This is a genomic window from Bacillus sp. PK6-16 (assembly GCF_056530295.1).
Window position 1 is genome coordinate 2762844 of the sequence record NZ_CP096511.1, and the last position, 14742, is coordinate 2777585.

A 14742-nucleotide genomic window follows, 5' to 3' on the forward strand; every position below is an offset into this window, starting at 1 on the left:
CAATCCTCGTGAGGTACTTCTTATTTATAATTTATGAAAAGCGTTTCAGGTCAAGAAATAATTAAAAATAAAATCCAAAGCTTTTCTTTTTAAAAAAAGCTTTGGATTTTAAACTATGAATTATAACTAATGTATTTCGTCTCACACATGTACACATTTTTTTCTTCAGTTGGGATATATACTTTAAACTTTTCTAACCGTTTTCCATAGACATGAATCGTAATAACGCTTTCATTTTTGCTAATTTCAAGAATATGACAATCCGCTGGTGGAATTACTTTATCTGTTTCTCCTTCTCCCAAATAAAGATTTCCTGTATGTGTTAAATAAACAAGTGAATTTCCAAGTTGTTTCGTTTGTATAAAGTTCTGCACCATAATCCTTCCTGTAAAAACGCCTTCTACTCCCCATGTGCCGTCATGATCATGTAAAGGTGTAGATTGTCCATCTTTCCATACGAGAGCTAGTACTTCAAAACGTTTGAGCGGATCTTCATACAATAAATGTCGTGCATATTGAGTCAAATTGGCCTTCTGTTTATCTAACGGAAGCCATGTTTTCTTTTCTAAAAGTTCTTCTAGTAACTTTTCAATGCCACACACTATTTCTTCTTCAAATAAACCGTTTTCCATAAGATCTGTAACACCTTTAATAAACTTTTGAAATGATTTACTTCCATTACAAGTCAACATAAGAATCCTCCTCTACGTTTTATACAATTCCATATTAAGGTAATTACCGAAAACTCACAATTGAGAAACAAAAAACAAGATGCAAATGTATGCACCTTGTTAAGATTTTTATTTAGCTTTCAAACGAATAGGTAAGTATTTTAATGTTTGTTCATTTTCCAATATACATTTTTCTAAACAGAAAGATGGAGATAGCTCTATTTTTTCAAAAGTATTTATAAAGGTAGTTAATGCAATCTCAGCCTCTAAACGTGCAAGTGGTGCTCCTAAGCAAAAGTGAGGACCTTTCCCAAAGGTTAAATGCTTTTCATTTCCTGTTCGATGTACATTAAATTGAGAGGGTTGTGAAAATTTTTTCTCGTCTAAATTCGCTGCACTAACCCACGCAACAATCATCTGATCCTTTTTCATTAAAGGACCAAATATATTTGTATCCTCTGTAATCCTCCGGGCCAATGTAACAGGAAAGCGATAGCGTAATACTTCCTCAATCGCTTTTGAAATTAAGTTAGGTTCTTTTCTTAACTCTTCATAAATTCCAGGTGAATCTACTAAAAAGCAATAAAAGCTATTAATAATTAAATTTGTAGTGGTTTCATTCCCAGCCGCTAGTAAACCTAATGAAAAGGTTACAATTTCCTCATCGGTTAATCTTTCGCCTTCATATTCAGCTCGAATTAAATCAGATATGATATCATCGGTTAAATGATATCTCTTTTCCTGAACAATCGGTAAAAGGTATGCTTTGAATTCATTTAATGCTATCCCTTTCTCGGCATCCAGATCATTAAACTTTTCTTTACTATACGGCATAAATAAAATATCAGACCATTCTTTAATTTTTTTACGATCTGTTGTTGGGACTCCTAATAAATCAGAAATAATGGTAACAGGTAAAGGTGCAGCAAACTGTTCAACGATATTAACTTCACTACATTTTTCGATATGTTGTACAAGTTCATCTGCGATAGCCTGTATTCGAGGTTTCCACTGTTCTAAATTTCTTGGAGTAAATGCCTTAGAAACAATGGAACGTACATTGCGATGTTCTGGTGGATCTGTAGAGTTTATATTTATTCTAGTTTCTAAAGGAGGGATTGAGAATTGTCTGCGCTCCCTTCTACTTGAAAATAAGCGATAATCTGATAAAACACGATTTACATCATCATATAAAAAAACATTCCATACATCCTGCTCTTCATCATAATGAACTGGGTGATTATCCCTCATCAAACGATACCATTCATATGGATTCCATAATTCTTCTTTTGTTTTCAGCTTTGAAATTTCATGAACTAAAATAACATTTTCAGGTGAAGCCATAGTTCTTTCCTCCCTTTTCTTTTACAATAAAAGTGATAGGTCGGCAGTTCAAAGTTGTATAAACTATCATATGTTATTTTAACATATACAAAAGGAGATTTTTCATTAGAGAACTTGAGAAATATATAAGGGGGATTTTTATGTACGTTGACATTTTACTGCTAGCAGAATTAACGACAGGACCAAAACATGGATATGAAATCAAAAAAAATGTTCAAAATCGTTTAGGTGAGAATTTTGAGTTAAATCACAACATGCTTTACCCTGCCCTTCGGCGCTTTGAAAATATGGGTGCTATAACGAAAAAAATACATAAACAAGTCGGAAAACCAAACCGAAATATGTACGATATAACAGAAACAGGAGAAGAAATTTTTTCTGAAATGTTACGAGAGTTTCCTGAAAAACTTGCGACAAACAATACAGAATTTCTTGTTCGTATTGCTCTATTTGAAAAACTTGACTATGAGGATAGAAAAGAGATTTTGACTGTACGTCAAAACGTACTACATAATCAGCTTACTGCTATTCAGTCTCTAGATGTTACCTCATCCTTTATTACTGAAGTCATTGAATTTAGTAAATCACGAATTGAACATGAATTGAGTTGGATTACATCACTTATGAAGAAAATATGAAAAAATAACAAGAAAAGTTAAAAACAATGAATGAAAATGATATTTATTATCAATACTATCATTAATAAAAGGGCAACCACGATTTGGCTACCCTTAAAAAATTTACACTTCTGGATCGAATGTTTTGCAATCTGTTTCTTCCGTTGTAGATGCATGTTTACCTTTATGACTTACTACGTAAATTGCCTCTGCACTACATTTATTACCGTTCGCCCAAAATTTACAGTTGTTTACTTCACATAAAACGTCTTGTGCCATAGTATCACACCTCCTTGTTCTATTATCATTAACAAAATTCGGAGGTATGATACTATTTGTCATCCATTTTTCATTCCCTTTTTAGCTTTCTTAATGGTTCAATATCTCCGCGTACAATAGCATCAATATTTCCAGTTATTTTTTCAATATCAAAATGCCACCATTGAATTTGCAATAATTCTTGAATTATTTCATTTGAAAATCTCTCTTTTATTTTATTTGCAGGGTTTCCACCAACAATTGTATATGGTGCGACGTCTCTAGTCACAACAGATTTAGCTGCAATGATTGCACCATCCCCTATTTTTATTCCGGGCATAATTGTTGTATCCATACCAATCCAAACGTCATTTCCTATAACTGTATCACCTTTATAAGGTAAATCAGACAAACTAGGTGTATACTTCTCCCACCCATTTCCAAATATATTAAATGGATATGCCGAAAATCCATCCATCCGATGATTGGCTCCGTTCATAATAAAGTTAACTCCAGATGCAATACAACAAAACTTTCCAATAATAAGGCGATCTCCAAGAAATTCATAATGATGTAATACTCGATCTTCAAATGTTTCTCCATCTTTCGCATCATAATAAGAATAGTCACCAACAAGTATATTAGGTTTTGTTATTATATTTTTTATAAATTGAACGTTTTGATTTCCTTCAATAGGGTATTTAACATTTGGATTAGGATTCATTTTGTACGGCACTTCCTTTACCACTTATTTCACTTTCTACCGCTATTACTGGCTTTAAATTGTATATAGGTAAAATAAACAATAATCCAATTATAAAAAGTAAAGCCGTCCCTTCATACATCATACTTAATGAAAACATCTCTTTTAATGAGCCAGCTATACTCATCGTTACTACCATTGAACCGGTAAAAAGCGGACTTAAAATACCATTTACACGACCTATAAAATCGGTATCGCTATTTTGAATAATAAGTGTATTTATACCAATTTGGATACAAGGAAGAGCTAAACCACTAAAAAGCTGCGCTGTAAGTGTCACCCATAAATTTGTAGAATATCCTATAATGCCAATACCAATTGCTTGACCAAGCATACCGATAATTAACATCTTTTGCGGAGCAACATTTTTCGCAAATACCATTGCTAATGCTCCGCCAACAATCATTCCCGCACCATTTACTGTTAGTAGCCACTGTAAACTCTCTTTTGATAATCCTAACTGCTCAGTCACAATAAATATACCTAATGGCTGAATTAATCCTATACCTAGTCCTGCAGCCATAAAACAAAGCCCTAGCAAAGTTAATGCTTTTTTCTTTTTGACATACTTAATACCATCCTTCATCTCCTGCAACAGAGTGATATCCTTCTTTTCTACGCCGTTTTCAAGATCTTTCGGAAGGAATAACAATACAACTGCCGCAAGTAAAAACGAAATACCTGTTATGATGATTGAAATATAAATTCCAAAACTATGAAAGATAAATGTCCCTAGTATTGGTCCTAATACCATAAATATTGCAAATATCGTTTGATATATAGACATTGCTAATTGAATTTGTTCCGTTGATAAATGTTGTTTAAACAACTTCATTCCAGATGGTTGTGAAAACTGTGAAAGGATTGCAGAGATGAGTGTCACAAAAAACACAATTTTCCACGTTCCAAACATAAGCGTAATTAATACAGCGAATACTGAAATGGAACTTAACGTTTCACACCATATCATTGTCTTCTTTGGCTTCCACCTATCAGCAAAAGTACCGCCAATAAATGAAAAAATAAAAATTGGAGCGAATTCAGCAACTGAAATCATCGAAATAGCAAAAGCATCACCTTTTGTCATTTCCATTACATATAGTAATACCGCAAAGTTTCGAACCCATATTCCTATTTGTAAAAATAATGCTGATGCTAAAATCCCTTGAACAAACCGATTTTTTAATACTTGTGATACCCCATTGTTTTGTTTCGTTACTACATTTGTCGACATAAAAAAGCCTCCTATTTCATGTTCTGAACAGGAGGCAGCACAAATCATATAAAAAGACTATATATTCGCAGAGCGAAATACATCCCTTTTCTATAAATGTACAGACTAACCCTATTCAGAAGAATATTTCGTTTTTTAACGAAGATCTCTTACAAATAGAATTAGTTGATCATTGGGATGTTTTCACCCTTCCGTTTCGAATTTAAATAACACATACATACTCTATGTAAATCATTTTCGATGTATGCATGTCTCCTTTTAACTATTCTAGAAAGTTAAAGGCAATTCCTCTAAAGAACGCATTAAATAGTTACCTTGCCATTTAATTTCTTCACGATTCCCTTTTATTTGTAGTTCAGGCATTCGATTAAACAAAGTAGTAATAGCAATCTTTGCTTCTAACCTCGCAAGTGGAGCGCCTAAACAGAAATGGCTACCATGACCAAAGGCAATATGACGATTATTTTCCCGAGTAATATCGAATACTTCTGGGTTTTCAAATACAGTTTCATCACGATTTGCAGAAGCTAAGGCAATGACAACCATATCTCCTTTTTCGATTGTTCGGTCGTGAATTTGAAAAGGTTCCGCTGCCCATCTTGCAGTTGTAACCTCAACTGGAGAATAATAACGCAATCCTTCCTCAATAGCCGAATCAATTAGTTTTGGATTATCTTTTAATAACTGTAATTGATTTGGATTTTCAAGAAGTGCTAATACCGTATTTGTAATTAAATTCACTGTCGTCTCGTGTCCTGCTACAATTAATAGCATTATCATTGAATATAGTTCCCGAGCGCTAAGTTTATGCCCTTCACTCTCTGCAAGTATTAAAGCACTCACTAAGTCTTCTTTTGGCTCTTTTCGTTTAATATCAACTAAATATTGAAGATATGTAATAAACTCAGATAGTTGTTTTTCGGTCTCTTTTATTTCTTCAGGTGTTTCTGGTGATGCAATAACAGCATGAGACCAAATTCTAAATTTCGCTTGATCTTCTTTTGGAATACCGAGCATCTCACTTATTACAATAATCGGTAATGGAAATGAATAATCATCCACAAGATTTAATGTACCTTTTCGCTCTATATCACTTATCAAATCATCTGCTATTTTCTCAATTCTTTTGTCTAATTGTGCAATCATCTTCGGTGTAAAAGCTTTTTGAACTAAAGATCGTAAACGACTGTGGTTAGGTGGATCTGAATTTAGCATATGTGTTGTTAAGTGGTCACTATTATCAACGGAAAGATACATGTTCTTTATATCTTGAGAAAACACATTTGTCCAATCTTTTTTTAAACGATTATCTTTTAAAAGTGGCAGAGCATCTTCATATCTAGTAATGAGCCATTCTTTACCGATTTCAACTTGGTTTACAAATAATATAGGTTGTTTTTTTCGCGATTCTTTATAAATTTCATACGCATCTTCTTTAAACTGAGCTGAAGCTAAATTAATGCCATCCTCTATGCTTAACCCAACTTTGTTTTTCATTGACATTGTATTCCCTCACTCTCATTTGTTTTTGAAAATCAACCCAACATATGCATTATACTCTAATAAAAACGCGAAAATTGTAAATTTTTAATCAAAATCTTACTTCGTATATTGAAAAATAAAAAAGTGAGAGAGTAAAATCGTTTCACTCTCCCACTTCTCTTTATGCGAAGCACATAAAATTACTAATTTGTTGATAGCGATAACTTACTTTACGACGACGACCACCCTGCCAAGTGTAACCTGATACTCCGTTTCTTCTCACTTCAGTCGGAAAGAACCATAAATCTCTTCCAAAAGGCCCAGGACGATGTAAACGTAAATAGCCCCATCTTCCTAAACAGTTACACATCCATGATTTCATATTGCCTGGTTGTGCCGGAGAAGCAAATGTAGACGGTAACGATGGCGCTTGTGACGGTGGTGGTGACGTTGGAGCATCCTCCGCATCATCTGGTCTGTAATCTTCTTGTTCAATATCTCTCACTTCATTTGTAGGTTCATACCCGTAGTTTTGTGGATTATAATACATCGCTTGATCATATGGATAATTTTGTTGGTTATACATATTAACAAATCACCTTCTTTTCATTCATTACCTTTATCATTCATATGTGATATGCCCTCTCTGGGAAGCTTATGTATAGCCCAAATTCAACTTAAAAAGCTCGTATTATTAAAAATACGAGCCTTTCAAAAATAGAATGTGTTTATTATTTCCTTAACTTCACACTATAAAAACGCATTTCATCTAACGAACCTTCAAATTCAAATACTTCTTGTTTAATTAATTGTTTCAAGCGATATTCTAAGAAGGTATCTCCAACCAATTGTTCAACAAGACCAAGTGCTTCACCAATTACTCTAGGAGCTTTGAGGAACTCTCGATCAGCACCCACACTTTTCGCGCATTCAATTATAAATTGATCAAAATAATCTTCTTGTACAAAATGCACTTCATTTTCTTTCCACACTCTTAAACATTCTATGCTTTCCGATAATCTATCCCACTCATGTTCAAACTTCATTCGCTTCTCTTCAGTTAAATAAGGTAACTTTATAAAACTTTTTTGGAATAGAGCTAAACTTTCAGGTGGTAATTCTCCCGTTCCACGAATATCATACTCTTGTTTTAATATTTCTCTACTTGCTTCAGACGTATTAATAACTCGAATGTTTTTCTTATCCTTTAATTGTGCTATTACAAAACTTAGGCCTACATGTTCATGTGCATTATCAGCCTTCCAAATTGTAATAGGTGTTTCAACAGGAATAGTATGTAGTTCTTCTATAGTTGCTATAAATCTTGATAAATATTCTTCTTCAAAATAACTATCATAAGCAGTTAAGTTATTTATTAACCACTCCTGTCTTGCTAGTTGCCCCTCATTCGTATGCAACCTATATATCGGTCCAATTGAAAAAAATTCCGAAAAAGCAACAACACTCTCTTCAAATAATTCTTCTTGACTTAACATATATTTTAAGCAACCAGCCGTTGAATCATCAAAAGCAATATGTACGTGCGTACTTTCTTTTACATTCCTTTTATAAGTAGGATTACTTGTTAATTGTTTCGGAATATCCATCAAATTTTTAATTGTATCTTCACTATAGTTTTCTTCTAATAAGTTTAACTGTATGAGAATACTTTGAAGTAAATCTTTAGCCTCATCTTCGTACATATCCTCTACAGCATTTTTTATTTTATCTATCACACAAATCCCTCTATTCATTTCAAAAATAACGTAGATTATAGTGTATCATTTTAGTATAGTTCTTTAAAGTCAGATCCAGATTACTACAGCAATCTGGATTTTCAACAAAAGCTCTCCTTATATTTTTGAATTGCTAAATATTTTTACTTTGAAAATCCTTGTATCTAAATGTATAATTATATAAAAACAAAAATATAGGAGCTATATTTATGGATAAAGTACTTACAAATTATAAACATTACTTAAAAAATTGGAGATTTATATTTATTTGCATACTACCTGCTATTGCCTTATTCGTTACTTTCGATGTCATCTTTGAACTACTGTTTCATCAAAATTTCTACTTATCTAACTTAATTTCTGCTATCATATTATTTTTAATATTTATTAACGTTAAAGATAAATTTAAAATTAAAGGCTAAAAAACACTATTTCAAAATAGACCTTTATTATTGCATCCTGCTATAAAATAAGGCTCATAGTAGATTTTCATAAAAAATAAGAGCACCCTGCAATTGGCTGCTCTTATGTGATTAGAGGTTTTTTCTGAGTATTAAGTAGGACACGAAGATCTTGTCCTACTACATAATATATGCTTGTACTTATTATTTCGTGCATGTATTAAGCACCATGTTCAGGTACTTAATATATGCATAGTCATTGCTAAAAAATCTACTCAATTATTCACTGTACAATTTCATATTTATAAATTAAAAAACATCCTCAATGGATGTTTTTTATCTAACGATTTTAAGCTTCCATAAACTTAGCCGGTACACCAATTTTTTCAACTACAGAAGATATATTAGTAGGATTAATCATTACATTTTCAATACATACTAATTTATTTTCTAATATCCCATTCTCTGTAGTAATAAGTTCTTCAAACCGATCTAAAGTCATTGAGAATTTATGTTCACTTCCACCATTCATACTAACTTTTACATACTTCATAGTGTCACCGCCTTTCATAATAATTTACCTTTCGACAAGAAGACGCTTACATCCTTTTTATTTACTCTTAGATTTCTCACGTTTACATATATTTTGAGAACGGAAACTACTATTATTCACTCACAAAATTATTGCTAATAAAAAAGATAAAGATAAAAATGCACAAAGTGGAATATATAAACCGGTATCCCTTCTTGCAAAGTGCGTATCTTTTTGTCGTTTAAAGATACCAAAATAGTTAAATTCACCAATTACTCTAATAGAAAAGACGATCATACAAATCCAGGAACCGACTTGAATAATAACATTAGGAACTGCAAAATGAACAATATTTGCTTGTTGCAACAAAATTATTGCTGCCATACTTAATAATAATGCAATGAACAATGTCATTCCGGCGCGAGGTGTAAACGCCTTTTCCCCTGATTTAGTTGGAATAACGCTATTTGTCCCCCAATTACCTCCGAAAGCCCAATATACATGTAAAAAGCTAACTAAGAATAATATACAAGCAGATATATATGTAATGATAAGCATTTTATCCTCCCCTTATTTTAGTTCCTATCTACAAAATATGCTATTCCCCTCCGCAATAGCAACCTTCATTTCATTACATAAAAAAACCGTAATGATTTATCAATATTAAGATAAGTCATTACGGGGTTATTAAACTTCATTATGCATTATACCTATTTCTTCGGCGTTCCATCCTTGTTTGACCTTGAACTGCATTTTCTTTGTATGGATCTATTTGCTCTGTCATTTCATATGTTGCAACTGGTTCTTCGTACTTATACTCATGGATTTTTTCTGGCATTTTACTTTTAGATTCTTTCCCACCAAACTTAAATAGTTTCATCTTTAATTTCGGTAATCTTGGAAGATGAATCTTAAATGATAATCTTTTGCGTTTCTTTTTTGGTCCAAGTAGATTTATATTTTCTTTATTATTATCTTTCTCTTTGCGGTGAATGAACATCGCAAGTAATCCTCCTATTACAAGTCCTCCAATTAATAGTAATATATATACATAATGGCTTGTCATTAAACTCATTATGCGTTCAAGTATGACTAACGACTGTACTTCTTTTATATCCCATAGTAAAGCGGCCCATAATGAGAATAAGCCCAAAGTAAGTCCATATGTACGAAAACGGAATAAACATGGAATTAACGCGACACATGCAGCAATTTTCGCATTTGCTATGATTGAGCTTGTTGCAATATCTTGATGCCAAATAACTAACAGTAGTGTTATAAATGGCGCATACGCTATCCAACTGCATATACGTGAATACATCTTTTTAGCAAAATAACTACCGAAACTAGTAAAAAATAAAAGCCCTCCAATATATATAGATTGTTCTAGAGGGATTTGCTTTGTAAGTCCTGCAATTGGAAAGAGGCCGCTCAGTAGCATTAAGAGCACATCTAATTTCTTCACAATTCCCCATTCCTTTCAAATTTTTTCAATTAATAAAAATCGTTTTTCCATATGAAATAGTTTTTGTATTTCTAAAAAACATATTAATCCTGTCTGCACATAAAGTAAATATGTAAACGAAAAGATACTTGACAAAGGATATCCTTATTTACATAAAAAAATGACAAATCCTGATCGATATAACGAGCAGGATTTGTTTACTAGTATTTAAAGTAGAATAATTGAATCTTTCTTTTCTACTTTTACTACATCTACATCCAATTCATCATCAAATTCTTTAAACTCTCTTGCATCTATGTCAGTAATATAACTCTTTATTACTTTTTCCATATGCATGGAATATGTAATGTGTACATTCTTTTTCGAAAGCATACTAGAATTACAGCACATGTAATGTATCATTTTAGCGATATAATCCCTTTCTACAGGTTTTACACCTAATGGTAGAATTTCAAGTATATATCGCTGAAAAATCCCACTACAATTAAGTGAATATTCACCAGTACTATAATACATCCCTTTTTGATCTGCATATAAGCCAATGCTATCTAAAGCATCATCACATTCTATTACACCGTAACTTGGTACATCAAAACCTGTATTTATTCTAATAATATTTAAATTTGGAACCTTTAACACCTCTGGAACAATATCAGGTAAAATATCTGTATTAATTTCTTTATTTTGTAACTCTTTTATCCAATACCTTCTCAAATTTGCATCTACAATGAAATAAACTTGTTCATTTTGTTCTTTTGCATATTGTACAATTTCCATTAATGTTTCGGAAACATATTGTTTAAAAAGAGCTCCCATATCATTTCTCTTTGATGGTTGTGGTAAAAATGCATTATGTTTATTTATATTTAATAATACGTAATCAATCGTTTGCCATTCTGTATTCCCATATAATTTATATAAAATTTCTTTTCCTTTTATTTTTGAAAGAATAGGTAAGAAATCAAATTTCGATATTCGTTCAATTGATAAATTAACATATATACAAGATAAATTTATCTTATTCCAACTACGCTTCAAAAATCCTTTTTGCTCTAATAAACTAAAAACACTATTTACAATTGTTTTACGAGATACACTTTGGCCTATAAATAAATTAATAAATGTTGAAATACGGTTTGCTCGTGCAAATCCCTCTCTAATGATTTGTTTTGGATCAATTTTTTCTCGTCCATCACAATTTTTCAATGCGATTAATGCTAATGTCGCATCACTGCGCTCGCCCGCGGTAGCATAGACAGCTTTCGTAACATCATCTACAAGATTTGTTTTATATTTTTGGCAATATTGCATTTTATATGGATTTTGTAACACCTTTTCAATATTGTATCTCACAATCTTTAATAACACTGGAAAATCTGTATTCAATACATAAGAATTTTCACCAACTTTAGTCAAAACAATTTGACTCTCAAGTAATGCTTGTTCTATTTCCAGCACTATATCTTCAGACCAAACTTCTAATGTTAATGTCTCTAATCCTTTTGGTGCAAATAAAGGAAAGAATTCATTTTTGTTATTTGTTACGATCTTTTTACATTCTGGAAGTATTGTGAAATAAGAGAATTTACGCTGAAATTCTTTAAATAAATACTCTCTTTCCTTTACTTTTATACCCGGTTCTATTTTAGTACCTTGAACTTTATAAATTCTCTCATTGTATGGAAATAACACCCTTTTATTTTCCCCTACAATATAATCTTTCGGATATTGGAGAATATGGTCTAAATCCACCTCTCCCCCTATTTGAAAATCATCTTTTAAATTTCTAAATATTTTAATCCATTTCATACCGGTTGTAGCTTGTTGTATTTTTAGTTTTACAAACCGTATTTTTTTATTATTTGACGCAAACTCTGAGGTAGAAATCAATATCATGCCTCGTTTCCTTCTTAAAAGTAAAGGAATATCTGGGTGATTATATTCTTGATAAAATCTCCGAATCCCTATTGAAATATTTAATAATGGAGCGTTCTCACCACCGCGGGTTATGCATTCGAATCGATATACATAGGAGAAAAAATCTTGTGTTTTTTCATCTTTTATCGGCCCTGACATCGCCTCACAAATATTTTGTGATCTAAGAGGGGAAAAATAGATTTCTTCTTCATTTGTATTTTTTAAATATATAGGACGCTCACAAAAAATATGTGAGATTAAAGCGGGCACCCACTTAGAATACGTTTCATTATCATGTAGTACTGGCAAATTAGAAATCAAATCGGATTGCCATTCATATTTTGGGGGTTCTACTAATCTATTTGGTTTCCAATCATGAATAATCTCATACCAACTTTGAAAAATATAATCGAGCTGCTCTTGTCTAATAGGTTCTTTCGATACAATCCATGGTGTATTTTCATTTAATACGTACGGATTATGCTGAATAAACAATATATCCGAAAACATATCATACAATCTTTCATTCAAACGTTTCAACTTACTCGTTAATAAAAATGTCTTATAATGTATCTCTACGATGTCCAACCATTCAATAGGAAAGTATATAAATGATACCTTTTCATTTAAAAGGGGGTCTACTATATTTTCAAATGTTAGCAGCCTTAATTTTTTCATAAAATGATTCCTTCCTTTCTTCAGTTGTCTTGATTATCAAAAAGCTAGAACAATAGTTACTTAATCTAATCCATTTAAATCAAGTATTTAAAAGAAAAGTAAAAACTATTTATCTGAATAAAACATTATCAAGTCGACTCTTTTAACAATTAAAAGTAATTATCATATACAGCACCTCATATATTTGTATTTTAATACATTTAAATTATACAATTTATATAATGTATTGTACTTATCATTTACAAAAAATTTACAAAAAACTAAAAAAGAACACCTTAAATCGGCGCTCTCTTTACAAATATTAAGCGTTATGTAATTGAACATATAGATAACAGTAATCCTCCAAATGAAATTGTTCCTAGTAAACCTACTACAAATCCTGTTAAACAAATACAATCAGCAAGACAAATAGAAGACTGCGATAATGGAACGAATGACCTACTTGTACCCGAACCATATTGTTTTATCTTCTCATAATTCATATCTAACATTAAATGTAGACATGTTACACCCTCCTCAATAGTATATACAGATTCTTTTTCTAATCGCTCCAATAATTTACTATCAAAAGCAACTGCTAGAGGGTACTGCTTATCCGATTTCATATTTTGATAAATTAGTTGCAAACGAGATAATATATTATTTTTCTTCTTTTCAGATGTTACTGTACATTTCATATTATTAAATTCATTTAATAACAGTGATAATTCATCTCTTTTTCCGTATAAATCTTTAGCTATTTTTCTCTTTAGTTTATACGAATGGAAAATAGATTTTAGTTCAACCATATTCATACACTTCCTAATTACATAGTATTTACCCTATTGTTTTGTAGATAAACAGTACTTTTTAATCTTATTTAAAATACACTTAAGCAACTTATTTTACTATCGATTAACATTACATTAACCTTACACGGTTGTAATAAAATCATTAGCTAGAAGGAAGAAATGCCCAAACTAGACAGATATTTAATGATAAAACCATAAGAAAAAAACAATGATTAGATTTTAAATCTAGTCATTGCTTTATCCATCACATCTTGATTACATCTATATATCTTATTGTTACTCTTTCACTTGAATGATTGAATATATCCATTAATAATGGCTATATTCTTTGTCGGCACGTACATATAACTAATGTTTTTTAATTGATAAAGTAAAACTTTAATCAGCTCTCACCAATCGGGCTTTTATGGGCAGTCCGCCACCTAACTTCTCTTTGCTCTCGCTGAATTTTTTGGGGGATGTTACTACCCGCAACTAGCAAGATAGATGTTATCAATATTCATACGTTACAATAGTACCGGTAGTATCAGTAAAACCATCAAAACAGTTAGAGCAACCACCACAGCCGCCACAGCCGCCACAACCGCCGCAACCAAAACAACCGAAGCAGCCAATACAACGGAAGCCACCACAACGGAAGCCGCCACAACGACCTCCCCCACAACCACCACAACGACCACAACCGCCACAGCGACGAGCAGCATCTTCAATATAGTAATATGGATATTGGTTTTGCTGGTCCCAATAGACAATATTTCCAGAGCGGTAATCATTAAGGCTTAACGCTTGTAGTTCTTGTTGAAACTGATTCATTTTCATAACCTCCGTTTATAAAATACAACCTCATCGATAC

Annotated in this window: 16 protein-coding genes and 1 pseudogene; 2 read left to right on the top strand and 15 right to left on the bottom strand. The window is 31.9% G+C overall.

The genetic code is table 11. From position 1 onward, the window contains the following. Positions 1–113: 113 nt before the first annotated feature. Positions 114–692 (bottom strand): cysteine dioxygenase family protein, encoded by a 579-nt coding sequence (locus tag M1D66_RS14250; protein ID WP_086388163.1) that lies wholly within the window; start codon positions 690–692, stop codon positions 114–116. A 108-nt stretch (positions 693–800) separates the two neighbouring features. Next, the gene (locus M1D66_RS14255) at positions 801–2015 is read right to left on the bottom strand and encodes a cytochrome P450 (protein ID WP_153595235.1); all 1215 of its coding nucleotides are present in this window, start codon (positions 2013–2015) and stop codon (positions 801–803) included. A 140-nt stretch (positions 2016–2155) separates the two neighbouring features. On the opposite strand from M1D66_RS14255, the gene M1D66_RS14260 reads away from it, so the two are divergent. Continuing rightward, entirely contained in the window at positions 2156–2653 is a 498-nt protein-coding gene (locus M1D66_RS14260; RefSeq protein WP_000289124.1) for a PadR family transcriptional regulator, read from the top strand. A gap of 102 nt (positions 2654–2755) precedes the next feature. Here the strand turns inward: M1D66_RS14260 and M1D66_RS14265 are convergent, their stop codons facing one another. The 6 genes from M1D66_RS14265 to M1D66_RS14290 form a co-directional block, all read right to left on the bottom strand. After that, positions 2756–2911 carry a DUF1540 domain-containing protein gene (locus M1D66_RS14265; RefSeq protein ID WP_000046095.1) on the bottom strand — a complete coding sequence of 52 codons (156 nt, stop codon included), beginning with the start codon at positions 2909–2911 and terminating at the stop codon, positions 2756–2758. 70 nt (positions 2912–2981) lie between these two features. Further along, positions 2982–3614, bottom strand: coding sequence for a Vat family streptogramin A O-acetyltransferase (locus M1D66_RS14270; protein WP_001069247.1), 633 nt, complete (start codon positions 3612–3614; stop codon positions 2982–2984). Then, complete coding sequence (locus M1D66_RS14275; protein WP_242554539.1) at positions 3604–4887, bottom strand: MFS transporter; 1284 nt, start codon at positions 4885–4887, stop codon at positions 3604–3606. The genes M1D66_RS14270 and M1D66_RS14275 overlap by 11 nt, the downstream gene beginning before the upstream one ends. A 267-nt stretch (positions 4888–5154) precedes the next feature. After that, positions 5155–6390: a cytochrome P450 family protein gene (locus M1D66_RS14280; protein ID WP_000062125.1), complete on the bottom strand. Its 1236-nt coding sequence runs from the start codon at positions 6388–6390 to the stop codon at positions 5155–5157. A 160-nt stretch (positions 6391–6550) separates the two neighbouring features. Further along, positions 6551–6955, bottom strand: a complete 405-nt coding sequence (locus tag M1D66_RS14285) for a hypothetical protein (protein WP_000282687.1) — start codon at positions 6953–6955, stop codon at positions 6551–6553. A 145-nt stretch (positions 6956–7100) separates the two neighbouring features. Then, on the bottom strand, positions 7101–8105 hold the full coding sequence (locus tag M1D66_RS14290) for a DUF1835 domain-containing protein (RefSeq protein ID WP_000565687.1): 1005 nt from the start codon (positions 8103–8105) through the stop codon (positions 7101–7103). A gap of 209 nt (positions 8106–8314) precedes the next feature. On the opposite strand from M1D66_RS14290, the gene M1D66_RS14295 reads away from it, so the two are divergent. After that, complete coding sequence (locus tag M1D66_RS14295) at positions 8315–8527, top strand: hypothetical protein (protein WP_000362067.1); 213 nt, start codon at positions 8315–8317, stop codon at positions 8525–8527. 328 nt (positions 8528–8855) lie between these two features. Here M1D66_RS14295 and M1D66_RS14300 read toward each other — a convergent pair whose 3' ends face one another. The 7 genes and pseudogenes from M1D66_RS14300 to M1D66_RS14330 form a co-directional block, all read right to left on the bottom strand. Next, positions 8856–9059 carry a hypothetical protein gene (locus M1D66_RS14300; RefSeq protein WP_000878369.1) on the bottom strand — a complete coding sequence of 68 codons (204 nt, stop codon included), beginning with the start codon at positions 9057–9059 and terminating at the stop codon, positions 8856–8858. A gap of 120 nt (positions 9060–9179) precedes the next feature. After that, positions 9180–9596: a DUF3995 domain-containing protein gene (locus tag M1D66_RS14305; RefSeq protein ID WP_098528824.1), complete on the bottom strand. Its 417-nt coding sequence runs from the start codon at positions 9594–9596 to the stop codon at positions 9180–9182. A gap of 139 nt (positions 9597–9735) precedes the next feature. Beyond that, a complete protein-coding gene (locus M1D66_RS14310) occupies positions 9736–10503 on the bottom strand; it encodes a DUF3959 family protein (protein WP_000732175.1) in 768 nt (255 codons plus the stop codon). Between the two features lie 207 nt (positions 10504–10710). After that, a complete protein-coding gene (locus M1D66_RS14315) occupies positions 10711–13098 on the bottom strand; it encodes an RNaseH domain-containing protein (RefSeq protein ID WP_242554540.1) in 2388 nt (795 codons plus the stop codon). 308 nt (positions 13099–13406) lie between these two features. Then, a complete protein-coding gene (locus M1D66_RS14320) occupies positions 13407–13892 on the bottom strand; it encodes a homoserine dehydrogenase (RefSeq protein ID WP_242554541.1) in 486 nt (161 codons plus the stop codon). Positions 13893–14101: 209 nt separating this feature from the next. Then, positions 14102–14236: pseudogene (locus tag M1D66_RS14325) on the bottom strand (site-specific integrase); the annotation flags it as partial. A gap of 145 nt (positions 14237–14381) precedes the next feature. Continuing rightward, on the bottom strand, positions 14382–14702 hold the full coding sequence (locus M1D66_RS14330) for a heterocycloanthracin/sonorensin family bacteriocin (protein ID WP_001071364.1): 321 nt from the start codon (positions 14700–14702) through the stop codon (positions 14382–14384). Between the last annotated feature and the right edge of the window lie 40 nt (positions 14703–14742).

Coding starts and splice junctions, on each gene's coding strand:
- M1D66_RS14260 (WP_000289124.1), top strand. CDS start 2,156: ATGTACGTTGACATTTTACTGCTAGCAGAATTAACGACAGGACCAAAA.
- M1D66_RS14300 (WP_000878369.1), bottom strand. CDS start 9,059: ATGAAGTATGTAAAAGTTAGTATGAATGGTGGAAGTGAACATAAATTC.
- M1D66_RS14320 (WP_242554541.1), bottom strand. CDS start 13,892: ATGAATATGGTTGAACTAAAATCTATTTTCCATTCGTATAAACTAAAG.
- M1D66_RS14265 (WP_000046095.1), bottom strand. CDS start 2,911: ATGGCACAAGACGTTTTATGTGAAGTAAACAACTGTAAATTTTGGGCG.
- M1D66_RS14280 (WP_000062125.1), bottom strand. CDS start 6,390: ATGTCAATGAAAAACAAAGTTGGGTTAAGCATAGAGGATGGCATTAAT.
- M1D66_RS14255 (WP_153595235.1), bottom strand. CDS start 2,015: ATGGCTTCACCTGAAAATGTTATTTTAGTTCATGAAATTTCAAAGCTG.
- M1D66_RS14330 (WP_001071364.1), bottom strand. CDS start 14,702: ATGAATCAGTTTCAACAAGAACTACAAGCGTTAAGCCTTAATGATTAC.
- M1D66_RS14295 (WP_000362067.1), top strand. CDS start 8,315: ATGGATAAAGTACTTACAAATTATAAACATTACTTAAAAAATTGGAGA.
- M1D66_RS14250 (WP_086388163.1), bottom strand. CDS start 692: ATGTTGACTTGTAATGGAAGTAAATCATTTCAAAAGTTTATTAAAGGT.
- M1D66_RS14315 (WP_242554540.1), bottom strand. CDS start 13,098: ATGAAAAAATTAAGGCTGCTAACATTTGAAAATATAGTAGACCCCCTT.
- M1D66_RS14305 (WP_098528824.1), bottom strand. CDS start 9,596: ATGCTTATCATTACATATATATCTGCTTGTATATTATTCTTAGTTAGC.
- M1D66_RS14285 (WP_000282687.1), bottom strand. CDS start 6,955: ATGTATAACCAACAAAATTATCCATATGATCAAGCGATGTATTATAAT.
- M1D66_RS14270 (WP_001069247.1), bottom strand. CDS start 3,614: ATGAATCCTAATCCAAATGTTAAATACCCTATTGAAGGAAATCAAAAC.
- M1D66_RS14275 (WP_242554539.1), bottom strand. CDS start 4,887: ATGTCGACAAATGTAGTAACGAAACAAAACAATGGGGTATCACAAGTA.